The sequence below is a fragment of the Shewanella basaltis genome (assembly GCF_023283885.1).
GTDB classification, from domain to species: Bacteria; Pseudomonadota; Gammaproteobacteria; order Enterobacterales; family Shewanellaceae; genus Shewanella; species Shewanella basaltis.
The window spans coordinates 14,925-41,217 of the sequence record NZ_JAKILA010000011.1 but is presented as its reverse complement, the minus strand read 5'-3'; the positions used below and the strand labels follow the sequence as shown (position 1 = coordinate 41,217).

Here is a 26,293-nt window from a genome sequence, read left to right as displayed (position 1 = left end):
ACTCAAACTGGCTTTTACAGCCTATTATATTGTTTCGCTGCTTAACTTACGTAAAACAGCGCCTTGTAAACTTAATGGTATACCTGTGTATGTTGACTTAATTCTTTTAATTGAATCTTAACCAGCTCAATCACAGGATCATGTGGGCTTAAATCAATAAAATGCTGTAAATCCGAAATAGCCACTTTAATGCAACCTAATTGCTGGGCAATAAATGCCCGTTCGCGATTTAAGTGCACATCATCTGGATGCCATTGCAGCAACAAATTACAACACTCCATTGCCGACTCAAACTTTTGGTTAACAATGCAACCCGCTTTAAGCTCATGCAGCATACGACTAATTAGGCGCTTTAAAGTGGCGGGTTTTAAATGGCTTGGCTTTAACTTGGCCGCATTGCCCATTTCGCCGCGCACTAGGGCGTGTAATTGGTGGCGATTGAGTTCGCTACCCGTTAAAGGATCGTGATACTTAACGACACCATTAACCTGACTTTTCAGTACGGTATTACCTGGAAGTAAGATGGCCTCAAGCGTTAAATCGAGTTGCTTTGCTAATAAAATCAGCAATATTGACAATGTGGTGCTATTGCCTTGACGCTTTAAGACGCAATAACTTAAATCAGCAGCTTCAATGCTAAAATAATTATCTCGGGCACAAAAACCTAAGTCGTTATAAAACCAATTAAACAGGCCTTGTAAACGCGCTTGTTGGTCAACCACATAATGGCTAAGTACTGCCCCGGCCATTTCGTACCATGCCCACATTGCAGGCTTGGATGCTGAAAAACCAAGGTGTTCAGAAAGTTCAAATGCAGTTTCTGGAATAGAAACTGCATCATTAAGAAGATATTTTGCCATTAAAACCAATTAACCCATTAAGACGACTTGTTTAAAATGAGCCAGCTTGGCCGCTAACACTACCCAACCAATTGCGCCGATAAATGCAAAAAACTTAAACAGCTTATTACGATTAGATTTGAGTGCCATAATCCCTAAAGCAATGTATGCCACCACACAGATGATTTTTTCGGTCATCCACGGGTCAACAAACGGATACTGCTTGATCATAAAGCAAAGCGTGAAGCCAGACAGTAGTAAAAAAGTATCAATAACGTGAGGCGCCACTTTAACAAACTTTTTCTCCATAATCGGAGACTGACGTAAATGCAGCACAAAACGCACAATAAAAAATGTCACACTTAACGCGACGAACAACATGTGAGTGTGTTTTAACGCTGGATATAAACTGTAAAATGTTTCCATTACTAAGTCTCTTAAGATAAATAATAAAAAGGCGGCTAGTGTACTCGAACAGCTTAACGTATACCAATATCATGGTGGTTAAAGGTGTGTGGGGAGAGTTTACCGCAAATGTTGATAATCAATCGATCCATTGACCTAAGGTGCAACGGTCGTTACTGCCAAAATCACGCACGGTTGCCACGTTTTGGTAACCCAACTCAATGAGCTTTTCTCTTACTTTAATAGCTTGCTGATAACCATGTTCTAGCAATAAGTACCCACCAGCGAGTAAGTGCGAACGTGCACTGTCGGCGATGTGAAATAAATCCGCATAACCTTCATCTGCAGCAGTTAACGCGCTTTGTGGTTCAAAGCGGACATCACCCATATTAAGGTGTTCATCGGTTTCATCGATGTAAGGTGGATTTGAGACAATTAAGTCAAAGTCACGGTGTTCAACAGCAGAAAACCAGTCAGATTGAATAATCTCAACATCGGGGAGGTTTAAATTCGCTCTATTGGCTTTAGCCAATTCAACCGCGCCAGGCACTTTATCAATCGCAGTAATGCGCCACTTTGGTCGCTCTGACGCCAAAGATAAGGCAATTGCGCCTGTCCCTGTTCCCAAGTCCAATACTTTAGCATTATGACGCAAGGTTAAATTCAGCGCCGTTTCGACTAAAATTTCAGTGTCAGGCCTGGGAATAAGTGTCGAATCATTAACGATAAAAGGTAATGACCAGAATTCGCGCTCACCGATAATGTGCGCCACTGGCAAGCCAGATTGACGCTTAGACACCATTTGGCTGAACGCTTTAAACTGTTCACTTGTGAGTTGCCTTTCAGGCCAGGTATATAAAAAGCTGCGGTTTTTATTCAAACAATGCAATAACAACACCTCAGCATCTACGTGTGCAGATTCTGAGGTGGCCGCTAATTGCGAGTAAGCCCATTGCAGGGCTTCAGCGATAGTTGAATACGAAGACTGAGGCAAAGTCACTCCTTATTCGTCAGCAAGGGCTGCAAGCATGTCAGCTTGGTGTTCTTGCATGATAGGGTCAAGCAACGCATTTAAGTCACCTTCCATCACTTCGTTTAAGCGATATAAGGTTAAGTTAATACGATGATCACTCACACGACCTTGCGGGTAGTTATACGTTCTGATGCGCTCTGAACGATCACCACTAGCAACTAGGCTGCGGCGCGTTGATTCTTCTGCACTACGACGTTTTTCATCTTCAACTGCTTGAATACGCGCGGCCAATACACTCATCGCTTGAGCACGGTTTTTATGCTGTGAACGTTGATCCTGACACTCAACAATAATCCCTGAAGGAATATGGGTAATACGAATGGCAGAGTCGGTTTTGTTTACGTGCTGACCACCCGCACCTGACGCACGGAAAGTATCGACTTTAAGATCTGCTGGGTTGATTGAAATCGCTTCAGCTTCTGGCACTTCATGTAGCACAACCACAGTACATGCTGATGTATGAACACGGCCTTGTGATTCGGTTTCTGGTACACGTTGTACCCTGTGTCCGCCTGACTCAAATTTTAGTTTACCGTAAGCACCATCGCCACTGACTTTAACAATAATTTCTTTAAAACCGCCATGCTCACCTTCATTGAGGTTCATCACTTCCATTTGCCAACGGTTAGCTTCACAAAAGCGCGAATACATACGGTATAAATCGCCAGCAAAAATAGCGGCTTCATCGCCACCAGCACCGGCACGGATCTCAAGAAACGCGTTAGTATCGTCGTTAGGATCTTTTGGCAATAATAAAATTTGTAACTCTTCTTCAAGCTTTTCTAGCGTTTGCTTTGACTGTTTATACTCTTCTTGCGCCATTTCGCGCATGTCAGCATCGTCTTCTTCAAGCATCTCTTTGGCGTACTCAAAATCTTTCTGCGCTTGTTGAAATGCCTTAAAACTACTGACAACGTCTTCAAGTTGTGAGTATTCTTTTGATAACGCACGGAAGCGGTCTTGATCCGCAATCACGCTAGCATCACTGAGTAACGCTAATACTTCTTCATTACGCTCAAGCAAGCCTTCTAGCTTGCGGATAACGGATTCTTTCATTTAGCTCGCTAACCTTAGTTTTTATCTAAACCAAGCGCAGTTCTTAATAAGCCCAACGTATTCAAATCGCCTTGACGACTAGCAGCAGTTAGTGATTGCGTAGGAGAGTGAATTAAGCGGTTAGTTAGCCTATTGGCTAACTCAACGATGACTTCCTCACTATTACCGCCTTGAGACAACTTGTTCAAGGCTCGTTCAACTAACTCATCTTTAATCGCCAAGCTCTGGCTGCGATATTCGCGAATACTGTCGACTGACTCTAAAGAACGGATCCACTCCATAAATAAGTGCGATTGCTCTTCAGTAATTAATTCTGCTTGCTCGGCGGCTTCCTTACGTGAAGCCATATTCTGTTCAATTATGCTATGCAGATCATCGACAGTATAAAGGAATGCGTCGTCTAACTCACCGACTTCTGCTTCAATATCTCTCGGAACTGCAATATCAACTAACAACATCGGTTGGTGACGACGTTGTTTTAACGCTTTTTCAACCATTCCTTTACCTAAAATGGGTAAAGGACTTGCAGTAGAGGATATCACGATATCAGCTTTAGCGAGAAAATCTGGTATTTGTTGTAAGGTAATTGCAGTCGCATTAAATTCCTCACACATCGCTTGAGCGCGCTCAATGGTTCTGTTTGCCACCACCATTGCCGCCACGCCATTGTCTTTTAGATGTTTAGCAACCAGCTCTATGGTTTCACCAGCACCAATTAGCAGCACCTTAGTTGTGCTTAACGACGAGAAAATATGCTTCGCCATACTGACAGCTGCAAATGCTACCGACACAGCAGCAGCGCCAATCTCGGTATCGGTTCGAACTTTTTTAGCCACCGAAAACGTGTTTTGAAATAAGCGATCGATTGTTGCTGCTGTTGTTCCGGCCTCTTTTGCTTTTACAAAAGCTTGCTTAACTTGACCTAAAATTTGTGGTTCACCCAACACTAATGAGTCCAACCCTGAAGCGACGCGCATTAAATGCTTCACTGCAACTTGATCTTCATAAGCATAAATGCACGGTATTAAATCATCGTGATTGAGCTGATGATAGTCTTCTAGCCACTCTATAATGTCTTTTTTATCAGCATTATTACAGTAAAGTTCTGTGCGGTTACAGGTAGACACAATAACAGCCTCACCCGAACGAGTGCGGCTCGCCAAGCTTTTCATGGCATCATGAATGCGGTCTGGAGAGAAAGCGACTTTTTCGCGTAGATCTACCGTGGCAGTTTTATGGTTTATCCCGATTGCTACTAGGCTCATGTGACTGTATCAAGTTCTTTTCGGTGACGTTAATTAGGCTATTCTACTGAATTGAACCAACTAAAAACACAATTGGCTTAACAAAACCGAATAAATGTCTAATTTTTTATTTCTTAGATATAAACGCATTGCCTTATTCATTCGATTAAATCACATTAATTTTGGAAAAGCTTTTTTACATCCCCCCCTAAGCCCAGTATCATAACGCTATCTTAAACAACTGTTAGGCAAGCCATTGCGTTTATCCGTACTCCACTGTGCCACCATAATTACTCTGCTATTATTAACTGGCTGTACTATCACGCCTTCAGAGCAGATCACACCTATCAAGGTTAGCCAAGCTGCACAAGCTCAAGCGTGGGAACTGCAAGGTAAAATTGCCGTTAAAACAGCAGACGACAAATTCAGCACCAATTTATATTGGCTACATCAGCAACAAGCCAATGATTTACGCTTAACCACGGTATTAGGTACCACTGTTTTGCTATTAACAACAAATGAAGGGCTTGCCACACTAGAGGTTGACGGTAAGACCTATCATGACCGCAGCGCCCAAGACCTGTTAACCGGTATCAGTGGCTGGTCAATTCCATTAGACAGCTTACCACTGTGGATTACAGGTCAAATTGGCGTAAATGATCACGTGGTGAGCTATCATTCTGATGGTACGGTAAAACAGTTACTGAGCCACGACTCGCAAGCAGATTGGCATGTCACGTTTATGAGCTGGCAGCAACAAGGTGGTGCCTTGGTGCCCAAGTTATTAAAAATTGAACGTGATGATGTTCAAATAAAACTTCAAACTAATCAATGGACAGCGGTCAAAATCAGCCACAACTAATGCAGGTAAATGACCGTTTAACAAGGAAGTAAAACCATGAAATCAGTCAGCTCACTTAATTCTGTTGCTTCTAAAAGTTGGCCTGCACCTGCAAAACTTAATTTGTTTTTACATATTACAGGTCAGCGCTCTAATGGTTATCACGACTTGCAAACGTTATTTCAGTTCATTGACCATTGTGATTATCTCGATTTCCATGTCACTGAATCTCCGGATTTAGTCTTACATTCTAATCTGGGTGATGCTGTCGCTGACAGCGATAACTTAATTCTAAAAGCCGCAAAATCATTAAAACGTTACACTCAATATAGCGGTGGAGCCCATATTTGGTTAAACAAACTACTGCCTATGGGCGGCGGATTAGGGGGCGGCTCATCTGATGCTGCAACGACATTAGTGGCATTAAATGCACTTTGGAACACCAATGTGTCACGTGCAAAGCTGGCAGAAATAGGCCTAGCGTTAGGTGCGGATGTACCTGTTTTTATTAATGGTTTATCTGCATTTGCCGAAGGCGTTGGCGAGCAGCTCATTCCTGTTCAACCTCATGAGCCTTGGTATCTTGTTATTGTGCCCAATGTGCATGTGTCGACCAAAGACATCTTCCAAGATCCTGACTTACCTCGTAACACCCCTAAATTAGACATGAACAGTTTATTGACACAAAAATGGACAAATGATTGTCAAAAACTCGTCACAACCAAGTACCCTCAAGTTGCCAATGCCTTAAGCTGGCTGGTAGAATATGCGCCGTCGAGAATGACTGGGACAGGCGCATGCGTGTTCGGGGAATTTACACATTCGCAGCAAGCCCTAGATGCATTAGCCCAATTACCGGCCAATATGCAAGGGTTTGTCGCAAAAGGGATGAATAAGTCACCGTTATTAACGCGGCTTGAGCAACTCTAACAACATATTTTTCTTCTGGGTCAGTTTTGAGTGACAACACGTAAAATTGATCTAGCCTTTAATAGTAAAGCAAACACCTGAGGTTCATAAAGTGCCCGACATCAAGCTCTTTGCTGGTAACGCTACCCCAAATCTTGCCAATAAGATTGCAGAACGTTTATTTTGTAAACTTGGCGACGCAGTTGTAGGCCGTTTCAGCGACGGTGAAATCAGTGTTCAAATCAACGAAAATGTACGTGGTGCGGATGTATTCATCATTCAATCTACTTGCGCACCAACTAACGATAACCTCATGGAGCTTATTGTAATGGTTGATGCCCTTCGTCGTGCATCTGCTGGTCGTATTACTGCCGTTATCCCGTATTTTGGTTATGCTCGTCAAGACCGTCGCGTTCGCAGTGCCCGTGTACCTATTACCGCGAAAGTGGTTGCAGACTTCTTATCTAGCGTTGGCGTTGATCGTGTATTAACGTGCGATCTCCACGCAGAGCAAATCCAAGGATTCTTCGACGTACCAGTAGATAACGTATTCGGTAGCCCAGTGTTACTCGAAGACATGCTGGCTAAAAAGCTTGAAAACCCTGTCGTGGTTTCGCCAGACATTGGCGGTGTAGTACGTGCCCGTGCGGTTGCTAAGTTATTAGATGATTCAGATCTTGCGATTATCGATAAACGTCGTCCACAAGCAAACGTAGCCCAAGTGATGCACATTATTGGTGACGTACAAGGTCGTGACTGCATTATCGTTGATGACATGATCGATACTGGCGGCACATTATGTAAAGCAGCTGAAGCCTTAAAAGAGCATGGTGCTAACCGCGTATTCGCGTATGCCACTCACCCAGTATTTTCTGGTAACGCGGCAGAAAACATAGCAAACTCAGTGATTGATGAAGTTATTGTGACCGACACAGTCCCGTTAAGCCCAGAAATGCTTAAAGTCGCTAAAGTCACTCAATTAACGATGTCAGCAGTACTTGCTGAAGCCATTCGTCGTGTGAGCAATGAAGAATCAATCTCTGCGATGTTCCGCCACTAATTATTTGCTTTAAACTTAGTTGCATACCAAAACGCACTCATTGAGTGCGTTTTTTGTTTCTACTAGGCTAAGCAGACATTGCTTGATGTGCAAAATTGGGTTTAAGCGAAACAGGCGCAATATAGGTGTCTGCTTGCTGCAAAAAACCTTTACCGGCGGATAAACCAACATGGTAATCATGCAGTAAATTAGCGTCAGTACTGCCGAGCAATTTACTTTGTAAAAGCTCATCAGCAAAAATTTGAGTAATTTCTACGTCATCGGGCGGGTTAGCGATAAAGGCTAATTCCTCTTGATACGCTTGCTCGTGCTGAACAAGATAATCAATCGTTTTAGGACAATAACCCGACACACAAATCCACGATTTAAGCTTATGCACCCAAGCAGATTGCGCTTGAAAATCAGCGTTTACCGTGCGGATCACCACAATTTTGCGCGCACCACGCTGATAGGCCTCCCGCACCGGTAATGGCGCTGCCAAGCCACCGTCTAAAAAGAAATCTTCTTGTAATGAAGAAGTCTGCTCTGCTGATTGATTAGCTGCATCTGATGCCAACCAGGGCGTTAACTTAACACCTTGCTTATAAAGAAACGGTAATGCACTTGATGCCTTTAACAGCTCACGCCAGTGGTTGTTATCGTCGCTAGGGCTTAAAAAGTAGCCTTGGCGATCTCTTGCATTGGTTGCAGTAATTAACAATTGTCGCTGCCCGAGGGTTTTAGTGGCAGTTTCAAAGTCTAATGCGAAGCTGCCGCGAGTGGTTTTTTCAAAGTACCAATCTAAATCCACCACATGGCCTCCTACTAAACCTCGGCCAAGCTGATAAAAACGTTTGTGACGCGACAAGCCGCGGATTAAACGTTTTGCATAGCCTTTTTGTCTGGCTAAAAAGCTGGTGAGATTTTGCGATCCGGCAGAGGTGCCAATAAATAAATCAAATGGGTCAAATTTAGCCTCTAGCCACGCATCAAGTACCCCAGCAGTAAAAATACCACGCTGCCCACCACCTTCAGCAATTAAGGCTGTCATGGGCTGTGATGTTTGCACAGAAGAGATGAATGGCGTTGTGGCTTGGCTGTTCATATTAACCTGAAACTTGATAAAGGACTGAATAAGACAAGTCTAAAGAACTGTTGCAAAGATAGATAATGGATAGAATCAATCGTGTTAATAGAAAAATACCATTGCGCGTTAAAATGTGCTTTCTAACTCATCCCAATCAGGATACATAAGCGATCAGTGAGGTATTCGAGGCAGCCTTTTGAGAGCAAAATGCATTTGGTTACAGCGCATTTAGTTACAGTGCACTAGGTAAAGAAAGACTAACAAAATACCACTTGATAATTCTCGCTAAAAGAGCACATTTTTATGCAAATTGGTTTAACCGATAACGGCATGGACACTGAAGATAGAGCTATTATGTCTGCAAGCCTAGAAGGTACAGAACGCCAGCTGAATAACCAGATGGAATGGTATAATAACAAGCAAAAAGCCCGTCATCATGACAGGCTTTTTAAATATGGCTGGGGTACCAGGATTCGAACCTGGGGATGCCGAGATCAAAACCCGGTGCCTTACCGCTTGGCGATACCCCAATTGAATTTTTTATTGTAAATCAGAAGATAACACTATTTGACTAAATTTGATGGTACGGGAAGAGAGACTTGAACTCTCACACCTTGCGGCACCAGAACCTAAATCTGGCGTGTCTACCAATTTCACCATTCCCGCATCAAATTTTAACTTTGAGTATACTCTATTTTTTTCAACAGTAAACTTTGACTTCTTACAAGCAATAGACTGTCACTTTTGTTTAGCCCTGCTCTACCTGTAAAAATGGTAGCAATAGCGGGACTTGAACCTGCGACCCCAGCATTATGAGTGCTGTGCTCTAACCAACTGAGCTATATTGCCAAAGATGGCTGGGATACAAGGATTCGAACCTTGGAATGCCGAGATCAAAACCCGGTGCCTTACCGCTTGGCGATATCCCAATAATCTTTTTCTAACTAATAATTGGCTGGGATACAAGGATTCGAACCTTGGAATGCCGAGATCAAAACCCGGTGCCTTACCGCTTGGCGATATCCCAATCAAACTTGTTGAAATTCCCGCTTAATGAAGCCAGCCTTTCGAATAAATGGTACGGGAAGAGAGACTTGAACTCTCACACCTTGCGGCACCAGAACCTAAATCTGGCGTGTCTACCAATTTCACCATTCCCGCACTACGCTCTAGTTTTACATCTTGAGTAAGATGAGCAAAGTAATGGTAGCAATAGCGGGACTTGAACCTGCGACCCCAGCATTATGAGTGCTGTGCTCTAACCAACTGAGCTATATTGCCACTACTTTTTGCAATCCCTCTTGGTGAGGAACGGGGCGTATTATGCTTATTCAGCTTATCGAGGTCAACTGGTTTTTTTCGCTATTTTCATCAATTCGTATTGTTCGGCTATAACTTCACCAAACTGGATACCGAATCGACAAAAAATCCCAATTAATCCGACTAAATAAACCTTACACCCCTTCATTTCATCAAAAACGCTTACACGTTAAATAAGAAATGCATCACATCGCCGTCTTTAACGATATAAGTTTTACCTTCAACACGCAACTTGCCCGCTTCTTTTGCGCCAGCCTCGCCTTTGTAGGTAATAAAATCATTGTACGCCATAACTTGAGCACGAATAAAGCCGCGTTCAAAGTCGGTGTGAATCACCCCAGCAGCCTGTGGTGCCGATGCCCCAACAGGAACAGTCCAAGCACGTACTTCTTTGACGCCCGCAGTGAAGTAAGTTTGCAAGTTGAGTAGTTGGTAACCGGCACGGATCACTCTATCTAAACCAGATTCTTCTAAACCTAAATCTGCCATAAATTCGGCACGTTCTTCAACATCCATTTCTGCAAGTTCCGACTCAATAGCGGCACAAACAGGCACAACAATTGCGTTTTCGGTAGCAGCAATGTTGCGTACCACATCAAGATGAGGGTTATTTTCAAACCCATCTTCTGCAACGTTGGCGATATACATTGTTGGCTTCATGGTTAAGAAGTTTAAATAAGCAACTGCCGCTTTCTCTTCTTTGGTTAAGTCCATTGAGCGTAACATTTTGCCTTCATCTAAAATTGGGCGCATTTTTTCAAGTACGCTCACTTCAAACTTGGCGTCTGCATCGCCACCTTTCGCGCGCTTGGCTTGGCGTAAAATAGCACGCTCGCAAGAGTCTAAATCGGCTAGTGCCAGTTCAGTGTTAATCACTTCGATATCGCCTGCTGGGTCAATCTTGTTTGCAACGTGAACGATATTTGGGTCTTCAAAACAACGCACTACGTGACCAATGGCATCAGTTTCACGAATGTTAGCTAAAAACTTGTTACCTAACCCTTCGCCTTTAGAGGCACCTGCCACTAAACCTGCAATGTCAACGAACTCCATTGAGGTAGGCAATATGCGCTGTGGTTTTACGATTTCAGCTAACGCGTCAAGACGAGAGTCTGGTACAGGTACCACACCAGTGTTTGGCTCAATAGTACAAAACGGAAAGTTTGCCGCTTCAATACCCGCTTGTGTTAACGCATTAAACAACGTTGATTTACCTACGTTTGGCAGACCAACAATGCCGCATTTAAAACCCATATGCTTACCTTTATGTATGTAGAATTATCCCACTGGATAATGATGTCGAATAAGGTGTTAAAACAAAATTTGCTGTGCTTATTCTGCTTTAAACGAATGTAATCTGTGCATGGCTTTCACCATGTCTTGTTTAAATAAAATTTCGGTTGAACGAACGGCTTCATCAATCGCAGCATTTATACGCTCTTGCTCAACCAAAGGAGCTTTGCCCAATACATAGCCACTGACTTTATTTTTATCGCCCGGATGACCAATGCCAATACGCAAGCGATGGAAATTTTTATCATTACCTAAACTGGCGATAATGTCTTTTAAACCATTGTGCCCGCCATGCCCGCCGCCTAATTTAAATTTGGCAACCCCAGGTTCCATGTCTAATTCATCATGGGCCACTAAAATTTCTTCAGGCAAAATACGGAAAAAATTAGCTAATGCAGCAACAGACTTGCCGCTTAAATTCATGAATGTTGTTGGGATTAATAATCGAACGTCTCTGCCGTGCAAAATAGCGCGCGCTGTGACACCAAAATATTTACTCTCAGCAACCAAAGGGGTATTACAAATACGCGCGAGTTCTTGCACATACCACGCTCCCGCATTATGGCGAGTTTGAGCATATTCGGCACCCGGGTTTGCTAACCCAACAATCAATTTAATGTTACTCATTACGACCTAATCAGTTTATTTGCCAGTGTTCCACATGGTTATCGAAACGGCTTGTTAAAAGGCTATGAAGATACATATGGTGCAAAACGCGGCATTTTAGCACTCAAATGGCTTGTCAACAAACCACAAGTTTAGCTCGTTATATTTGATTGTTATGAGATGAATAAATAACCTTGATTCTACCAATAACCCATACGATACATTCAAACTTGAAATTTGCGCTGATAACTAGGCAAATTTACGCGTAATAGCGTTTTTGTTACCAGTAAAGTTATCAAGGTTATCGGTATAAACAACTGTTTAAAATGCATTTATTATCCAGGGCTGAGGTTACTTAATTTAACCCAAGAGCATACTTTAGCACTTTACGTTTTATCGGTGAGTCGATATTAGCCAGTTTTAATGCGCCATTTCGCAACAACTTCAGTGGCAATAGGTCATTACTAAAGCTGGCATAAAAGGCATCCATTGCCGTCATCATCAGTTGATTGTCGTAATAACGTGCTTGTTGATAGCGCTTTAACACTCGGGTGTCCCACCATGTTTCTCCACGGCCCATGGCATTGGCTACCTGAGCCACCAGCACATCAACATCTTTAAAACCAATATTAACCCCCTGACCTGCGAGGGGGTTGATGGTGTGGGCTGCATCACCAATAATCACCAAATTGTCTTGGTAATAACGCTGCGCATGACGACGGGTCAAGGTAAAACTGCCACTATGTTGTACGCTAAAATTGGGGTCTAACCTTGATGGAAAGTGTTGTCTAATTTGTTCGGCTAACTGCAACGGGGTTAATTGCGATAACTGCTTTATGCGATTGGCGTCGTCATACCACACCAGTGATGCATGATTGCCGGGCAGCGGTAATAAACTTCTTGGGCCAGCAGGGGTAAACTGTTGCCAAGTAACAGATTGCTGCTCTGTTTGGGTGTGGATATTGATTAACATTGCTGATTGAGCATAATCCCACCCCGTCACCCCTATACCAGCCCATTGGCGCACTTGCGAATGAGCACCGTCAGCACCAACGAGTAGGCGCGTAGACAGTTGACTGCCATCCTCTAACGTCACCTCAATGGAATTCAACTCAGCACGACGAGTTAATTGACTGACCTTGTTTGGGCACAAAAGGTCTATATTTGCCATACCGCGTATTTGTAGCCAAAGGCTCAACTGGATAAGACGATTCTCAAAAAAATAACCAAGATGTGATTGCCCCACTTGCTCAGCGGTAAAAGCGGTTAAACAGCCATCCATTTCCCAAGTTTCTAAACCATCATACGGCGCATGGCGCATGGTTAATAACGCTTCCATAGCGCCTAAACGCATAAGCAGCTGCTCAGATGCCACACTAATGGCAGAAACCCGCACATCTAATTGCTGCAAAGGGTCATAGTCTTGTGGTGCACGGGCTTCAATCACGGCGATCTTTAACCCAAGCTGCCCAAGTCCAATGGCGGCAGCAGCGCCCACCATGCCACCACCGACAATCACGGCATCGTAAGCTGTTGAAGATTGAGTATCCATTGTGTCTGGAATGTCTTGCATGGTGTCAATATCCATAAAAAGTAACTGAGTGGCATAATGCCGACGATGTAAATGACTTGGGCTGTCAGCCGTTTATTTTGCTGCCTATCATATAAATAACCTGACCGCTAAAGCGTGGCAAACTCAATAAGGATATAAAATTATGTCGCAGGCTTAGGCCACCCATCTACAAATGCGTTTGATTATGCCCTATATCTTTAAATCACGGAAAGGCTGCGCTGCATTAATCGTGATTTAGCCCATAAGCATGCGGTTAATTCCCCCACAATAACGCCCAAATAGAACGATTACATAACGCTATTTATCAGTATAATCAGAATGTTTTACCGAGGTGCTTAAAACACTACATATTTTATGGGTATAAAAAACTTTCATAGAAAACGAGCGAAACTTGCACTAGTGCTAGCCAGAGCGTCCGACAACAGGTAAAATATCGCGCTATTTTTACTGTTGTTTACCGGCGAGCACTGATGAGTAAAAAACTTCATATTAAAACCTGGGGCTGTCAAATGAATGAGTACGACTCATCTAAGATGGCTGATTTATTAGACGACTATCAAGGGTATACCTTGACCGAAGATGCAAGCGAAGCAGACGTACTGCTGCTCAATACTTGCTCTATTCGTGAAAAAGCGCAGGAGAAGGTTTTCCATCAACTAGGGCGTTGGAAAACTTTAAAAGACAAAAATCCAAATTTGATTATTGGTGTGGGTGGTTGTGTGGCTTCGCAAGAAGGTAAAGCCATTAAAGATCGCGCGCAATGCGTTGACATTATTTTTGGCCCACAAACCTTACATCGCCTACCGGATATGATCGAGCAGATCCAGCGTGGCGAAAAAGCCGTTATCGATATCAGTTTCCCTGAAATTGAAAAATTTGACCGTTTACCAGAACCGCGTGCTGACGGTCCTACGGCATTTGTATCGATTATGGAAGGCTGCAGCAAATACTGTTCTTTTTGTGTCGTGCCATACACTCGCGGTGAAGAAGTCAGCCGTCCATTAGATGACATTATTCTTGAAGTTGCCCAACTAGCAGAGCAAGGCGTACGTGAAGTCAATTTACTCGGCCAAAACGTTAATGCTTACCGTGGTGCAACCCACGATGACCAAATATGTACCTTTGCAGAATTGTTGCGCTTAATCGCCTCAATCGACGGTATCGATCGTTTGCGCTTTACCACCAGCCATCCGATTGAATTCACTCAAGATATTATCGATGTATATGAAGATACGCCTGAATTAGTCAGCTTCTTGCATTTACCGGTTCAATCCGGTTCTGATCGTATTTTAACCCAAATGAAGCGTGGCCATATGGCGATTGAATATAAGTCAATTATTCGTCGTTTACGCAAAGCGCGTCCAGATATTCAAATTAGCTCCGACTTTATCATCGGCTTTCCAGGTGAAACGGCAGAAGATTTTGCCGACACCATGAAACTAATTGAAGATGTCGCCTTTGATCACAGCTTTAGCTTTATTTACAGCGCCCGTCCTGGCACGCCTGCGGCTGATTTGCCAGATGATGTGAGCGACGACGAAAAGAAACAGCGTTTAGCTATTTTACAAGACCGTATTACCCAACAAGCCATGCGTTATAGCCGCCAAATGTTAGGCACAGTACAACGTATTTTAGTAGAAGGTCCGTCGGTTAAGAATCCAATGGAGCTTCGCGGTCGTACTGAAAACAATCGCGTGGTGAACTTTGAAGCACCACACACTCATATTGGCAGTTTTGTTGATGTGAAAATTGTTGACGTATATACCAACTCATTACGCGGCGAATTTATTCGTGGTGAAAATGAAATGGATCTACGCCGCAGCTTACGTCCGTCTGACATTTTAGCTAAACGTAAACAAGATGATGTTTTGGGTGTAACACAATACACACCATAAATGACTCGAGTTTGAGTGTACGTTAAAGGCGGCTAGTCCGCCTTTAATTTTGCCTAAAATAGGTCATATTATGGTAATTCAATAAAGACACTCGTAAACTGTGGACATGACGTCCTGTTTTTGAATTTATTGTTGTTACCGACTCAACACTGGAGCCTTATTTGACCACTAAAGTCACCACCATGAACTTGTATCTAGAACCGTCAGATACTCGCCGTTTAGCCTCACTATGTGGCCCATTTGATGACAACATCAAGCAACTAGAACGTCGTTTAGGCGTTGAAATTATCCATAAAAATAATCACTTTACCATTGTAGGCTTGCCCCGCAACGCACTAAATGCCAATAACTTGTTACGTCAGTTATACATAGAAACTCAAACCGTCAAAGGCAGTACTCCAGATTTAGAACCCGAAGTGGTTCATTTGGCTATTCAAGAAGCCATCAATCTTGAAGCTGAACAAGACAACGATGACAGCAGTGTACACATTAAAACCAAGCGTGGTGTGATAAAGCCGCGCACACCAAATCAAAGCGTATACATGCACAATATTACCCGCCACGACATCAGCTTTGGTATTGGGCCTGCCGGTACCGGTAAAACCTACCTTGCCGTTGCAGCCGCAGTAGATGCTTATGAACGCCAAGAAGTACGCCGTATTTTACTGACCCGCCCTGCGGTTGAAGCCGGTGAAAAACTGGGTTTTTTACCAGGGGATTTAAGCCAAAAAGTCGACCCTTATTTACGCCCGCTTTACGATGCATTGTTCGAAATGATGGGCTTTGAGAAAGTTGAAAAACTGATTGAACGTAGCGTCATTGAAGTGGCCCCACTTGCTTATATGCGCGGCCGCACACTCAATGATGCATTTATTATTTTGGATGAAAGCCAAAACACCACAGTAGAACAAATGAAAATGTTCTTAACTCGTATTGGTTTTAATTCACGCGCGGTGATCACAGGTGACATCACCCAAATCGATTTACCTCGCAGCCAAAAATCAGGGCTTCGCCATGCAATTGAAGTCCTAAGTGAAGTCCCAGAAATCAGCTTTAACTTCTTTATCGCACAAGATGTGGTACGTCACCCTGTGGTTGCCCGTATTGTTGAGGCGTATGAAGCATTTGAGCAGCAAGAGCAAATCGAAAAGGCAGCAAAAGAACAAGCCTACCGCGAACGTGAGCAAAAACGTCTTCAGCAAGAAACACAGGACCCGGCCCAATGAGCCAAGCAATCAAATTAGATCTCGATCTGCAAATTGCAATCCAAGCCCCAAACTTGCCATCACAAGCAGAGTTTGAAACCTGGGTACGCACAGCCATTGGCCAAACCATGCCTGAGGTTGAGCTCACCATACGAGTGGTTGATGTTGCTGAAAGCCAACAACTGAACAAGACTTATCGCGGCAAAGACAAACCCACAAATGTTTTATCGTTTCCGTTTGAAGCGCCACCTGAAGTTGAACTACCACTTTTAGGTGATTTAGTCATTTGTGCAAGCGTGGTTGAACAAGAGGCAATTGAACAAAATAAACCGTTAAATGCCCATTGGGCACACATGGTCATTCACGGCTGCTTGCATTTGCTGGGCTATGACCATATTATCGATGAGGAAGCCGATGAGATGGAGTCATTAGAGACCCAACTTGTTGAAGGCTTAGGTTTTTCAGACCCCTATAAGGAAGCATAAATAAACACGGTAAATCTGATAGATAGCTGTGTTTAGAAAAATATTATGAGTGACGATATCCCCCCGAGTACAAACGCCCATAAGAGAAGCTGGTTCGATAAAATCAACCAATTATTTCAGGGCGAACCTCAAAATCGCGAAGACCTAGTCGACGTCATTGCAGGTGCAGAAATGCGCGACCTGATAACCGAAGACACTCGCGAAATGATTAAAGGTGTATTAGAGGTTTCAGACCTGCGTGTGCGCGACATTATGATCCCGCGGTCACAAATAGTAACCATTCAAATCGACTGCAGTGTCGAGCAACTGTTAGAAACAGTTATCGATTCTGGTCATTCTCGTTTTCCTGTTGTCAATGAAGATAAAGATCATATCGAAGGCATTTTACTTGCCAAAGATTTGATTAAATACGGCTTCAAGCATTCAGAGGAACCCTTCACACTGACTCAAGTGATCCGCCCGGCGGTTGTGGTACCTGAAAGCAAACGGGTTGATGTACTGCTTAAAGAATTCCGTTCGCAACGCTACCACATGGCGATTGTTGTTGATGAATACGGTGGCGTATCAGGCTTAGTCACCATTGAAGATATTTTGGAAGAAATCGTTGGCGAAATTGAAGACGAATTTGACCACAACTCGGTAGAAGACACTGAAATCAAAAAACTCAGTAATACCGTGTTTATGGTAAAAGCCTTAACTGAAATTGACGACTTTAACGAAGCATGTGGCACCCACTTTAGTGACGAAGAATTCGACACAGTCGGTGGCTTGGTATCACACGCATTTGGTCACTTACCAGAGCGAAATGAGAGTATTGTCATCGACAATATTGAATTTAAAGTCATCAATGCAGATAACCGCAGATTAGTGCAACTTCGTGTTAAGCTACCTGACCCTAACATCAGCGAAGAATTCGACGACTAAATCGTGTTAACAAAACAATCTATATACTCAACCATGAGTATTGTCAGTCTGGTGACAGCATTTATTGCTGGCGCCAGTACGGCATTATCTTTTGCGCCCTATGAAATCTGGGCGGCCTTCCCATTAGCACTCGCATTTGCACTATGGCAAAGCCAAACATTGAATGCAAAACAGAGCCTACTTTATTGGCTTAGTTTTGGCTTTGGTTGCTTTGTTGTCGGCATTAGTTGGGTGCATGTCAGCATAGATACTTTTGGCGGAATGCCTATTTTTGTGTCTATGGCTCTCATGGCCATTTTGGCACTTTATTTGGCCATTTACCCTGCTATATGTGGTTATTTGCTTAATAAGTTATCCCAAACACGTAAACATCCCTTATCACCTTACTTGGTCTACTTGGGCTTGTTCCCTGCGTTATGGGTACTCACAGAGTGGTTAAGGGGCTGGATACTTACAGGGTTTCCGTGGCTATGGGCAGGTTACAGCCAAACCGTAGGGCCATTAAGTGAATTAGCCAGTTTTATTGGTGCACTTGGGCTTAGCTTTATTGTGGCACTGGTCGCAGGTGCGTTACTGTTATTGACGCAAAAGCGCATTTTGCCAGTGTTAATCATTATCCCAATACTGGCGTTAAGTGCATGGGCAGCACCACAGTTAAACCCTATCGCACCAAGTGGAAAATCAGTTAAAGTTGCTTTGGTACAAGGCAATATTCCCCAAAGTATGAAATGGGAGCCCGATGCATTATGGCCAACCATGCTCAAATACATGGATCTCACTCGTGCTCAGTTTGATGAAACTTCCAGCGTTGATATAGTCATTTGGCCAGAAGCTGCAATTCCTGCACCAGAAGCCATGGTAGAAGACTTTTTAGCCAATGCGAACCAAGTTGCCAACATCAATAATATGGCCATCATTACTGGCATTATTAGCCACCAGCAAGATGACTTCTATAATTCACTGATTGTATTAGGCAACCATAATCAAAAGCAGCAACAAGGTGCTGATTACCTTGGTAATGGCACAAATGAATTTAAAAAGCATCATTTGTTACCTATAGGTGAATTTGTGCCATTTGGTGACTTACTGCGCCCCATTGCACCATTTTTTAATTTGCCCATGTCATCATTTCAACGTGGCGATTACACGCAAAAAAATCTCGCGGCGGTGGGTTACCATATTGCACCAGCTATTTGTTACGAAATAGTCTTTCCTGAGCAGGTTAGAGCCAGTGTGACCAATCAAACAGACATGCTGCTTACGGTGTCTAACGACGCTTGGTTTGGCGCATCAAACGGGCCATTGCAGCACATGGAAATTGCTCAGATGCGAGCAATTGAGATGGGTAAACCACTGCTGCGCGGCACTAATAACGGCGTCACCGCAGTTGTCGATCCACATGGGCGTATAACCGATGCCATTGCACAATTTGAAACCGGTGTACTCGTGGCAAACGTCGCGCTTTACAAAGGCGAAACCTGGTTTAGAAAAATAGGTCAATTGCCACTACTGATATTGTGTGGCTTACTGTTATTGATGGGCGTAGTCAATTATCTGCGCAAGTAATCAACAAAAATAAACAGCTACGATAAATAGGTTATCTTATTGAGGTAACCTATTTTTTTACCCTTCACATGAATTGTTGATTAAATATTGAACTATAACGACCTGGCCACCGTAATATATCTTACTCAGCAACGGAGGCGATCATGCAATTATCAGAAATAAAGTCAGCCATTAACCAACACAGTCAACATCCAACCATTATCAGTTACGCCGATTCAAATCATTACTTACTTGGAATAGAAGATGAGCAAGGTAATTTTAAAAGTGCTCGCGATAAAGCGGGTAAGTTAATGAGCCTGAACTCGATTACACAGGCTGAAGCGTTGCTTAAGCAACATGGAATACATTACGCAATAATAGAGATACAAACCGCTTACGATGAAATGATCGGTAACAGCAGCACAAAGCATTGCCGTTACCGAGTCGAGTTTTAAGTGAACTATTAGTGTTTATGGTGTCAATGGCTCGCGTGAAAACTCATCATAATCGCATTTAGGACAGTCGGGGATGACTCCAGGAAAATCGATTTGCATTTGATGACCACACTTATTGCACGTCAATTTACCTTGGTTAATGATTTCCCCAGACTTATAAACGCCATGATGCTTGAAATCTTGTAAAAGTTCATGCCATTCAACTTGGCTACGGTCTGTTATTTCACTAAGCCATTGCCATAATGTGTTCTCAATACCAATAACCGTTGGGCTGAGACTCAAATTATCTGCGTTTTGTTCACTTAAAAAGGCTGCAATGTCTCGCTTTAAAAATTCTTCTACTAAGGCTAATTCTTCTTCATCGGCATTTGATTTAAGTTGTAAATAGGCTTTCCCTTGGGTAACAGACTTAAACAAACTTTTAGCAGTCAATGAGTTATCTTCATCGAACTTGGTTTTCACCTGTTCAAATAGTGATTGATATAAGGCTAATAGTGCTGAACTTTTTCCACTCATAGGTAATACTCCTTAATACGCACCTTTTTAATAGATCACTTCTGGTTTATTCTATGCAGTTATAAATCGCGCTGTTGAGCGTTAGATCAAACAATAGGCGGCATGGCCGGAAATAGATTGATGCAAGAGCAATATAATCCCTCAGAAATTGAAGCCTTAGTGCAAAAGCACTGGCAAGAACATAAAACCTTTGAAGTCACTGAAGATGAAAGCAAAGAAAAATTCTATTGTCTTTCTATGTTCCCGTATCCTTCAGGCCGTCTTCACATGGGCCACGTCCGTAACTACACCATAGGTGATGTTGTGGCACGATATCAACGTTTGCAAGGTAAAAATGTGTTGCAACCGATTGGTTGGGACTCTTTTGGTCTGCCTGCAGAGAATGCCGCGATCAATAACAAGACCTCTCCAGCACCGTGGACATACGAAAATATCAACTACATGAAAAACCAGCTTAAATTATTAGGTTTTGGTTATGATTGGAGCCGTGAAATTGCCACCTGTACCCCTGAGTATTATCGTTGGGAGCAATGGTTTTTCACTAAGCTATATGAAAAAGGCTTAGTGTACAAAAAAACCTCATCAGTAAACTGGTGTCCAAACGACGAAACCGTACTGGCAAACGAGCAAGTTCAAGACGGTTGTTGCTGGCGTTGTGACACTGAAGTGGTACAAAAAGAAATTCCACAGTGGTTCATTAAAATTACTGACTACGCTGAAGAACTGCTTAACGACATCGATACATTAGATGGCTGGCCTGAACAGGTTAAAGCCATGCAACGTAACTGGATTGGCCGTAGCGAAGGTATCGAAATGACCTTTGCGGTAGCAGACAGTGATGCAAGCTTTGATATCTATACCACGCGCCCTGATACCTTAATGGGTGTGACCTATGTTGCCATTGCAGCCGGTCACCCGCTGGCAATACAAGCTGCGCAAGACAACCCGCAATTAGCTGAGTTTTTAGAAGAATGTAAAAACGCTGACACCACCGAAGCCGCCATGGCTTCGATGGAGAAAAAAGGCGTTGCAACAGGCTTAAACGCCGTACACCCTATTACCGGCAAACTGGTGCCAATTTGGGTTGCTAACTTTGTATTGATGAATTATGGCACTGGTGCCGTAATGTCGGTTCCTGCACATGATCAACGCGATTATGAATTTGCCACTAAATATAATTTAGCCATTGAAGCGGTTATTAAGCCACTTGACGGCGAGTTAGACATCAGCAAAGAAGCGTTCACCGACAAAGGGGTGGTATTTAACTCTGGCGATGCGTTCCCAGAATTAGACGGCCTAGCGTTTCAAGCGGCGTTTGACGCAATCGACGCTCGTTTAACCGCTGAAGGAAAAGGTAAACGTCAGGTGAATTACCGCCTGCGTGATTGGGGGGTGTCTCGTCAACGTTACTGGGGTGCACCTATCCCAATGGTAACCTTAGCTGACGGCACTGTTATCCCTACACCTGAAGATCAATTACCCGTAATTCTGCCAGAAGATGTGGTAATGGACGGTATCCAAAGCCCAATCAAAGCCGATAAAGCTTGGGCAGAAACCACTGTCAATGGTCAGGCCGCACTGCGCGAAACCGATACCTTTGATACCTTTATGGAATCGTCTTGGTATTATGCGCGTTACTGTAGCCCGCATGCAGATGAAATGTTAGATCCGGCTAAAGCAAACTACTGGCTACCTGTCGATCAATACATTGGTGGTATTGAACACGCGTGTATGCATTTGCTTTACTTCCGTTTCTTCCACAAGTTATTGCGTGATGCTGGTTTAGTAAACAGTAACGAGCCGGCTAAACAGCTATTAACACAAGGCATGGTATTAGCCGATGCTTACTACTACACCAACGACAAAGGTGCCCGTGTATGGGTATCACCTTTAGACGTAACCGTACAAGAAAAAGACGATAAAGGCCGTATCCTTAAAGCGGTAGACAATCAAGGCAACGAACTGGTTTACACCGGTATGAGCAAGATGTCTAAGTCAAAAAATAACGGTATCGACCCACAAGTCATGGTTGAAAAATACGGTGCTGACACCGTCCGTTTATTTATGATGTTTGCATCACCACCAGAACTAACACTTGAGTGGCAAGAGTCTGGCGTTGAAGGGGCACATCGTTTTATTAAACGTTTCTGGAAACTGGCCAGCGACCATGTTGCTGCAGGCCCAACAGAAGCACTTGATGCCAGCAAATTAAATGCTGATCAAAAAGCACTGCGCCGTGAACTACACAAAACGATTGCGAAAGTCAGTGATGACATTAGCCGCCGCCAAATGTTTAACACTGCTGTGGCATCGATAATGGAATTGATGAATCACTTATTAAAAGCACCACAAGAAAGCGCACAAGACCGTGCATTACTTGCTGAAGCGCTGTCAGCAGTGACTCGCCTACTTTACCCAATCGTTCCGCACATTGCCTTTACCGTGTGGAAAGAGCTCGGTAACCAAAGCAACATCGAAGACAGCCGCTGGCCTGAAGTTGACGAGTCTGCATTAGTTGAAGACAGTAAACTGATTGTGGTTCAAGTTAACGGTAAAGTGCGTGCAAAAATCACCGTAGCTGCTGATGCGTCAAAAGAAGATGTTGAAGCACTCGGCATGAGCGATGAGCATGTACAAAAGCACACTGAAGGCTTAAACATACGTAAAGTGATTTACGTGCCAGGCAAACTGTTAAGCATTGTGGCTAACTAGTCGTTACCACAACGGCAATCCCCTGTGGGAGTGAGTCACTCTCACAGGGGATAATATTATTAGCAATAAAATAACTCATCCAAGGGCGATAAGTTATTTATGTTAACCACGTCAATACATAAGGATGCCGCCCCTCACTATGCTAGCCAAAAAAATCTGTTTAGCCATAATGACAATGGTGTTATTCACAAGTGCCGGCTGCGGCTTTAAACTGCAACGCAGTTACTCAATTCCTGCAGAATTAGCCGAGTTACATTTAAGTAGCAATGATGAGTACAGCGAATTAACCCGCTTAGTACGCGACAGATTACGTATCAACCGTATCAGCCTTGTTGATGCCACTGAAAAAACACCAACATTAAGGCTAATTAACGACTCACTAGAACGAGCCACATTATCACTCTACCCTACAGGTAACGTAGCAGAATACGAATTAATCTATTTAGTTCACTATTCTGTGAGTTTTCCAGGCGAAGAAGCACAAGAATTTGACACCGAAATTCGTCGCGACTATCAAGACGATCCACGAACAGCTTTGGCCAAAAGCCGTGAGATGGAACTGCTAGTAAAAGAGATGCGTGTCCAGGCTGCTGACTACATTATTCAAACCCTGGCATCGATTGGAGCGCAATAATGCGGGTGTACCCCGATCAACTAAAACAACACCTTAAAAACTTACCCGATTGTTTTTTATTATTTGGTGATGACCCTTGGTTGATTGAAAATAGCAAACAGCAAATTCTTGCGGCAGCTAAAAAACAAGGTTTTGAAGAGCGAGTGCAACTCAGCCAAGAAACTGGCTTCAATTGGGGCGATTTAACCCAAGAATGGCAAGCCATGAGTTTATTTGCCAGTCGACGCATCATCGAATTAACCTTGCCACAAGGTAAGCCAGGTACAGATGGCGCAGCAGCATTTCAAATGCTGTTACAACATCCCAATCCAGACATGTTGTTAATTGTACAAGGCCCCAAAGCCAGTGCAGAACAAACCAATAGTAAGTGGTTTAAGTCTCTTGACGCTAAAGGGATCTACTTACCCTGCACCACGCCCGAAGGCAAACAATTTGAGCGTTGGCTCGACAGCAGAATTAATCACTATAGCCTTAGCGTAAACCACGATGCCAAAGCCATGCTGTTTACCTTGTTCGAAGGTAATCTATTAGCTGCAGAACAAGCCATGCAAATGTTGCAACTATTGAGTCCCAAGCAACAAATCACGCCAGAACAACTCAACGACTATTTTGAAGATCAATCGCGTTTTAGCGTGTTCCAACTTTGTGATGCCATACTGGCTAACCATCAAAAGCAAGCTCAACACATGTTGGCACAATTACAAGCAGAGGGCACAGCAATGCCAATATTGATGTGGGCATTATTCAAAGAAATTAATCTGCTGCTAACACTAAAACTTGCTCAGCTCAATGGCGAACATTTAAATCAACTCTGGGCAAAGCATCGTATCTGGGACAAGCGCAAGCCCCTTTATCAAGCGGCACTGACACGTCTAGACCTAGATCAAATTGAGCACATGCTAGCCTTTGCCTCAAAGCTTGAATTAAATCTAAAACAAAAAGGCATTGAAGACTGGATTGGCATAAGCCATTTTTGCATTTTATTTGATCCACGCGCCCATAATAGATTGGCTCATATAGAATTAACCGACTAGATTTGCTCCAAGATAAAGGACTTCACATGCGAATTGGTATATTGGGTGGTACTTTTGATCCCATTCACCTAGGACACATCAATCCAGCCCTAGACGTCAAACAACAATTAAACTTAGATCAAGTATGGTTAATGCCAAACCATATTCCACCACATAAAAATACCACTATGGTAAGCAGCTTACATCGCCTTGAGATGGTTAAACTGGTGTGTGAGCATTACCCTGAATTCCAATTGTGCGACATCGAAATCAACCGTGACACCACGTCCTATAGTGTCACCACACTGACCTTATTGACTCAACAATACCCACAATATGAATTCTTTTTTATTATGGGCATGGACTCCTTTATTCAGTTACCCTTGTGGTATCAATGGCAGTCACTGTTTTCACTTTGTCATATCGCCTTGTGTCAGCGCCCTGGCTGGACGATAGACACACACAGTGAAATGGCTAAACAACTGTTACTTAGGCAAGCTTATGTTAGCGATAACGACCAAAGCAAACACGGTAAAATATACCGTATAGATAGTCAGCTCATTGATATTTCATCAACAGAAATACGTCAAAGATTACATCAACATACAGATACACAATCAGTATTACACCCTTCTACGCGAGCCTATATAGAACAACATCAACTTTACCGTTAACGCTAAAGATTAATTTGCCTCTGATTAAATAAGCTTAATTGCGCATTAGTAGTGAATTTGAGTATAATACTCCGTTAATTTTTACTAATGAGGTACTTCGCGTGCAAGGCACCGAGCTAAAAGATTTTGTCATCGATAAAATTGATGATTTAAAAGCAAAAAACATTACTGTTTTAGATGTCACTAAACAGTCAACCATCACAGACACAATGATCATCTGTACAGGAACGTCTAAAACTCACGTTCGTTCAATCGCAGAGCACGTTATCGTATCTGCTAAAGAAGCTGGCGAGCAGCCTCTTGGCGTTGAAGGTCGTGACAGTAGCGAATGGGTACTGGTTGATTTGGGTTCAGTTATTTTGCACGTAATGCAAGAGCAAACTCGTGACTACTACGAGCTTGAAAAACTGTGGTCTGAACATAGCGCCTAATGAAGCTACAGCTTATTGCCGTTGGCACAAAAATGCCTGACTGGGTTACCCGAGGTTTCGAAGAATATCAACGCCGTTTCCCGAGAGACATGGCCTTGGAACTTGTCGAAATCCCTGCGGGTAAACGCGGAAAAAACGCAGACATCGCCCGAATTTTACATAAGGAAGGCGAATTAATGCTAGCGGCGGTAGCCAAAGGTAATCATATTGTCAGCCTAGATTTACCCGGCAAAAACTGGACAACACCAGATCTTGCTGAACAAATGACAAAATGGCAATTAGACGGAAGAGATGTCAGCTTACTCATTGGTGGCCCAGAAGGACTCTCACCTGCTTGTAAAGAGGCGGCCAACCAAAGCTGGTGTTTATCAGCCCTCACCTTACCTCACCCATTGGTTAGGGTTATTGTCGCCGAAAGCCTCTATCGTGCTTGGAGCATTAACAACAACCACCCGTATCACAGAGAATAAATAGGTGTCATCGATAATTAAGCTAATTGGTAATGATTATCATGTAACTCTTTTTTTCATATTCATCAACTGATACAGTGATTTTTTTT

At 43.2% G+C, this 26,293-nt stretch carries 25 protein-coding genes and 7 tRNA genes; 15 read left to right on the top strand and 17 right to left on the bottom strand.

The genetic code is table 11. The annotated features are described in order from the left end of the window. Window positions 1-71: 71 nt before the first annotated feature. The 5 genes from L2703_RS09685 to hemA form a co-directional block, all read right to left on the bottom strand. Entirely contained in the window at window positions 72-860 is a 789-nt protein-coding gene (locus L2703_RS09685) for a transglutaminase family protein (protein WP_248970889.1), read from the bottom strand. Window positions 861-869: 9 nt separating this feature from the next. Continuing rightward, the gene (locus tag L2703_RS09680; protein ID WP_238107267.1) at window positions 870-1,265 is read right to left on the bottom strand and encodes a SirB2 family protein; all 396 of its coding nucleotides are present in this window, start codon (window positions 1,263-1,265) and stop codon (window positions 870-872) included. 118 nt (window positions 1,266-1,383) lie between these two features. Then, on the bottom strand, window positions 1,384-2,238 hold the full coding sequence (gene prmC / locus L2703_RS09675; protein WP_248970888.1) for a peptide chain release factor N(5)-glutamine methyltransferase: 855 nt from the start codon (window positions 2,236-2,238) through the stop codon (window positions 1,384-1,386). 9 nt (window positions 2,239-2,247) lie between these two features. Further along, window positions 2,248-3,333: a peptide chain release factor 1 gene (gene prfA, locus L2703_RS09670; protein WP_248970887.1), complete on the bottom strand. Its 1,086-nt coding sequence runs from the start codon at window positions 3,331-3,333 to the stop codon at window positions 2,248-2,250. A gap of 14 nt (window positions 3,334-3,347) precedes the next feature. Continuing rightward, the gene (hemA, locus tag L2703_RS09665) at window positions 3,348-4,598 is read right to left on the bottom strand and encodes a glutamyl-tRNA reductase (RefSeq protein WP_248970886.1); all 1,251 of its coding nucleotides are present in this window, start codon (window positions 4,596-4,598) and stop codon (window positions 3,348-3,350) included. A gap of 235 nt (window positions 4,599-4,833) precedes the next feature. Between hemA and lolB the strand changes: the two genes are divergently transcribed. The 3 genes from lolB (at window position 4,834) to L2703_RS09650 (ending at window position 7,387) form a co-directional block, all read left to right on the top strand. Beyond that, a complete protein-coding gene (lolB, locus tag L2703_RS09660; RefSeq protein WP_248970885.1) occupies window positions 4,834-5,439 on the top strand; it encodes a lipoprotein insertase outer membrane protein LolB in 606 nt (201 codons plus the stop codon). A gap of 36 nt (window positions 5,440-5,475) precedes the next feature. Then, the gene (ispE, locus tag L2703_RS09655) at window positions 5,476-6,348 is read left to right on the top strand and encodes a 4-(cytidine 5'-diphospho)-2-C-methyl-D-erythritol kinase (RefSeq protein ID WP_248970884.1); all 873 of its coding nucleotides are present in this window, start codon (window positions 5,476-5,478) and stop codon (window positions 6,346-6,348) included. 91 nt (window positions 6,349-6,439) lie between these two features. After that, window positions 6,440-7,387 (top strand): ribose-phosphate pyrophosphokinase, encoded by a 948-nt coding sequence (locus L2703_RS09650; protein WP_160054061.1) that lies wholly within the window; start codon window positions 6,440-6,442, stop codon window positions 7,385-7,387. Window positions 7,388-7,454: 67 nt separating this feature from the next. On the opposite strand, the gene L2703_RS09645 is transcribed toward L2703_RS09650, so the two are convergent. The 11 genes from L2703_RS09645 to L2703_RS09595 all read right to left on the bottom strand — a co-directional run bounded on the left by L2703_RS09645 (window position 7,455) and on the right by L2703_RS09595 (window position 13,260). After that, window positions 7,455-8,471: a patatin-like phospholipase family protein gene (locus tag L2703_RS09645; RefSeq protein ID WP_248970883.1), complete on the bottom strand. Its 1,017-nt coding sequence runs from the start codon at window positions 8,469-8,471 to the stop codon at window positions 7,455-7,457. A gap of 437 nt (window positions 8,472-8,908) precedes the next feature. Continuing rightward, a tRNA-Gln gene (locus tag L2703_RS09640) sits at window positions 8,909-8,983 on the bottom strand. 51 nt (window positions 8,984-9,034) lie between these two features. Continuing rightward, a tRNA-Leu gene (locus tag L2703_RS09635) sits at window positions 9,035-9,119 on the bottom strand. Window positions 9,120-9,225: 106 nt separating this feature from the next. After that, window positions 9,226-9,302 (bottom strand) — tRNA-Met (locus L2703_RS09630). Window positions 9,303-9,307: 5 nt separating this feature from the next. After that, a tRNA-Gln gene (locus L2703_RS09625) sits at window positions 9,308-9,382 on the bottom strand. Window positions 9,383-9,405: 23 nt separating this feature from the next. Continuing rightward, window positions 9,406-9,480, bottom strand: a tRNA-Gln gene (locus tag L2703_RS09620). A gap of 49 nt (window positions 9,481-9,529) precedes the next feature. Continuing rightward, a tRNA-Leu gene (locus tag L2703_RS09615) sits at window positions 9,530-9,614 on the bottom strand. Window positions 9,615-9,657: 43 nt separating this feature from the next. Next, window positions 9,658-9,734: transfer RNA gene (locus L2703_RS09610), tRNA-Met, on the bottom strand. Between the two features lie 201 nt (window positions 9,735-9,935). Further along, on the bottom strand, window positions 9,936-11,027 hold the full coding sequence (ychF, locus tag L2703_RS09605; protein WP_248970882.1) for a redox-regulated ATPase YchF: 1,092 nt from the start codon (window positions 11,025-11,027) through the stop codon (window positions 9,936-9,938). A gap of 78 nt (window positions 11,028-11,105) precedes the next feature. Next, a complete protein-coding gene (gene pth, locus L2703_RS09600) occupies window positions 11,106-11,693 on the bottom strand; it encodes an aminoacyl-tRNA hydrolase (RefSeq protein ID WP_248970881.1) in 588 nt (195 codons plus the stop codon). A gap of 334 nt (window positions 11,694-12,027) precedes the next feature. Beyond that, window positions 12,028-13,260 (bottom strand): FAD-dependent monooxygenase, encoded by a 1,233-nt coding sequence (locus L2703_RS09595; RefSeq protein ID WP_248970880.1) that lies wholly within the window; start codon window positions 13,258-13,260, stop codon window positions 12,028-12,030. A gap of 455 nt (window positions 13,261-13,715) precedes the next feature. Here L2703_RS09595 and miaB point away from each other — a divergent pair, with 455 nt between their 5' ends. The 6 genes from miaB to L2703_RS09565 all read left to right on the top strand — a co-directional run bounded on the left by miaB (window position 13,716) and on the right by L2703_RS09565 (window position 19,754). Further along, window positions 13,716-15,140: a tRNA (N6-isopentenyl adenosine(37)-C2)-methylthiotransferase MiaB gene (miaB, locus tag L2703_RS09590; protein WP_248970879.1), complete on the top strand. Its 1,425-nt coding sequence runs from the start codon at window positions 13,716-13,718 to the stop codon at window positions 15,138-15,140. Window positions 15,141-15,301: 161 nt separating this feature from the next. Then, window positions 15,302-16,366, top strand: coding sequence for a PhoH family protein (locus L2703_RS09585; protein ID WP_248970878.1), 1,065 nt, complete (start codon window positions 15,302-15,304; stop codon window positions 16,364-16,366). Continuing rightward, complete coding sequence (gene ybeY, locus L2703_RS09580) at window positions 16,363-16,830, top strand: rRNA maturation RNase YbeY (protein WP_248970877.1); 468 nt, start codon at window positions 16,363-16,365, stop codon at window positions 16,828-16,830. The genes L2703_RS09585 and ybeY overlap by 4 nt, the downstream gene beginning before the upstream one ends. A 45-nt stretch (window positions 16,831-16,875) precedes the next feature. Then, window positions 16,876-17,754 (top strand): CNNM family magnesium/cobalt transport protein CorC, encoded by an 879-nt coding sequence (gene corC / locus L2703_RS09575; RefSeq protein WP_248970876.1) that lies wholly within the window; start codon window positions 16,876-16,878, stop codon window positions 17,752-17,754. Window positions 17,755-17,787: 33 nt separating this feature from the next. Then, window positions 17,788-19,320: an apolipoprotein N-acyltransferase gene (lnt, locus tag L2703_RS09570; protein ID WP_248970961.1), complete on the top strand. Its 1,533-nt coding sequence runs from the start codon at window positions 17,788-17,790 to the stop codon at window positions 19,318-19,320. A gap of 143 nt (window positions 19,321-19,463) precedes the next feature. Then, window positions 19,464-19,754, top strand: a complete 291-nt coding sequence (locus L2703_RS09565) for a DUF6482 family protein (RefSeq protein ID WP_248970875.1) — start codon at window positions 19,464-19,466, stop codon at window positions 19,752-19,754. A gap of 15 nt (window positions 19,755-19,769) precedes the next feature. Here L2703_RS09565 and L2703_RS09560 read toward each other — a convergent pair whose 3' ends face one another. After that, on the bottom strand, window positions 19,770-20,270 hold the full coding sequence (locus L2703_RS09560; RefSeq protein ID WP_248970874.1) for a zinc ribbon-containing protein: 501 nt from the start codon (window positions 20,268-20,270) through the stop codon (window positions 19,770-19,772). A gap of 120 nt (window positions 20,271-20,390) precedes the next feature. On the opposite strand from L2703_RS09560, the gene leuS reads away from it, so the two are divergent. The 6 genes from leuS (at window position 20,391) to rlmH (ending at window position 26,204) form a co-directional block, all read left to right on the top strand. Next, entirely contained in the window at window positions 20,391-22,982 is a 2,592-nt protein-coding gene (leuS, locus tag L2703_RS09555; protein WP_248970873.1) for a leucine--tRNA ligase, read from the top strand. A 139-nt stretch (window positions 22,983-23,121) separates the two neighbouring features. After that, complete coding sequence (locus L2703_RS09550; RefSeq protein WP_248970872.1) at window positions 23,122-23,616, top strand: LPS-assembly lipoprotein LptE; 495 nt, start codon at window positions 23,122-23,124, stop codon at window positions 23,614-23,616. Continuing rightward, window positions 23,616-24,650 (top strand): DNA polymerase III subunit delta, encoded by a 1,035-nt coding sequence (gene holA / locus L2703_RS09545; protein ID WP_248970871.1) that lies wholly within the window; start codon window positions 23,616-23,618, stop codon window positions 24,648-24,650. Before L2703_RS09550 ends, holA begins: the two co-directional genes overlap by 1 nt. 26 nt (window positions 24,651-24,676) lie before the next feature. Beyond that, window positions 24,677-25,303 (top strand): nicotinate-nucleotide adenylyltransferase, encoded by a 627-nt coding sequence (gene nadD / locus L2703_RS09540; protein ID WP_248970870.1) that lies wholly within the window; start codon window positions 24,677-24,679, stop codon window positions 25,301-25,303. A gap of 101 nt (window positions 25,304-25,404) precedes the next feature. Beyond that, window positions 25,405-25,734 (top strand): ribosome silencing factor, encoded by a 330-nt coding sequence (gene rsfS, locus L2703_RS09535; protein ID WP_188739396.1) that lies wholly within the window; start codon window positions 25,405-25,407, stop codon window positions 25,732-25,734. Continuing rightward, complete coding sequence (gene rlmH / locus L2703_RS09530) at window positions 25,734-26,204, top strand: 23S rRNA (pseudouridine(1915)-N(3))-methyltransferase RlmH (protein ID WP_248970869.1); 471 nt, start codon at window positions 25,734-25,736, stop codon at window positions 26,202-26,204. Before rsfS ends, rlmH begins: the two co-directional genes overlap by 1 nt. Window positions 26,205-26,293 lie beyond the last annotated feature (89 nt).

Bases quoted from the DNA above. Each gene is read 5' to 3' on its own strand.
- L2703_RS09685 (WP_248970889.1), bottom strand. From the start codon at position 860: ATGGCAAAATATCTTCTTAATGATGCAGTTTCTATTCCAGAAACTGCA.
- L2703_RS09680 (WP_238107267.1), bottom strand. From the start codon at position 1,265: ATGGAAACATTTTACAGTTTATATCCAGCGTTAAAACACACTCACATG.
- prfA (WP_248970887.1), bottom strand. From the start codon at position 3,333: ATGAAAGAATCCGTTATCCGCAAGCTAGAAGGCTTGCTTGAGCGTAAT.
- hemA (WP_248970886.1), bottom strand. From the start codon at position 4,598: ATGAGCCTAGTAGCAATCGGGATAAACCATAAAACTGCCACGGTAGAT.
- ispE (WP_248970884.1), top strand. From the start codon at position 5,476: ATGAAATCAGTCAGCTCACTTAATTCTGTTGCTTCTAAAAGTTGGCCT.
- L2703_RS09645 (WP_248970883.1), bottom strand. From the start codon at position 8,471: ATGAACAGCCAAGCCACAACGCCATTCATCTCTTCTGTGCAAACATCA.
- ychF (WP_248970882.1), bottom strand. From the start codon at position 11,027: ATGGGTTTTAAATGCGGCATTGTTGGTCTGCCAAACGTAGGTAAATCA.
- pth (WP_248970881.1), bottom strand. From the start codon at position 11,693: ATGAGTAACATTAAATTGATTGTTGGGTTAGCAAACCCGGGTGCCGAA.
- L2703_RS09595 (WP_248970880.1), bottom strand. From the start codon at position 13,260: ATGGATATTGACACCATGCAAGACATTCCAGACACAATGGATACTCAA.
- miaB (WP_248970879.1), top strand. From the start codon at position 13,716: ATGAGTAAAAAACTTCATATTAAAACCTGGGGCTGTCAAATGAATGAG.
- ybeY (WP_248970877.1), top strand. From the start codon at position 16,363: ATGAGCCAAGCAATCAAATTAGATCTCGATCTGCAAATTGCAATCCAA.
- corC (WP_248970876.1), top strand. From the start codon at position 16,876: ATGAGTGACGATATCCCCCCGAGTACAAACGCCCATAAGAGAAGCTGG.
- lnt (WP_248970961.1), top strand. From the start codon at position 17,788: ATGAGTATTGTCAGTCTGGTGACAGCATTTATTGCTGGCGCCAGTACG.
- L2703_RS09565 (WP_248970875.1), top strand. From the start codon at position 19,464: ATGCAATTATCAGAAATAAAGTCAGCCATTAACCAACACAGTCAACAT.
- L2703_RS09560 (WP_248970874.1), bottom strand. From the start codon at position 20,270: ATGAGTGGAAAAAGTTCAGCACTATTAGCCTTATATCAATCACTATTT.
- leuS (WP_248970873.1), top strand. From the start codon at position 20,391: ATGCAAGAGCAATATAATCCCTCAGAAATTGAAGCCTTAGTGCAAAAG.
- L2703_RS09550 (WP_248970872.1), top strand. From the start codon at position 23,122: ATGCTAGCCAAAAAAATCTGTTTAGCCATAATGACAATGGTGTTATTC.
- holA (WP_248970871.1), top strand. From the start codon at position 23,616: ATGCGGGTGTACCCCGATCAACTAAAACAACACCTTAAAAACTTACCC.
- nadD (WP_248970870.1), top strand. From the start codon at position 24,677: ATGCGAATTGGTATATTGGGTGGTACTTTTGATCCCATTCACCTAGGA.
- rlmH (WP_248970869.1), top strand. From the start codon at position 25,734: ATGAAGCTACAGCTTATTGCCGTTGGCACAAAAATGCCTGACTGGGTT.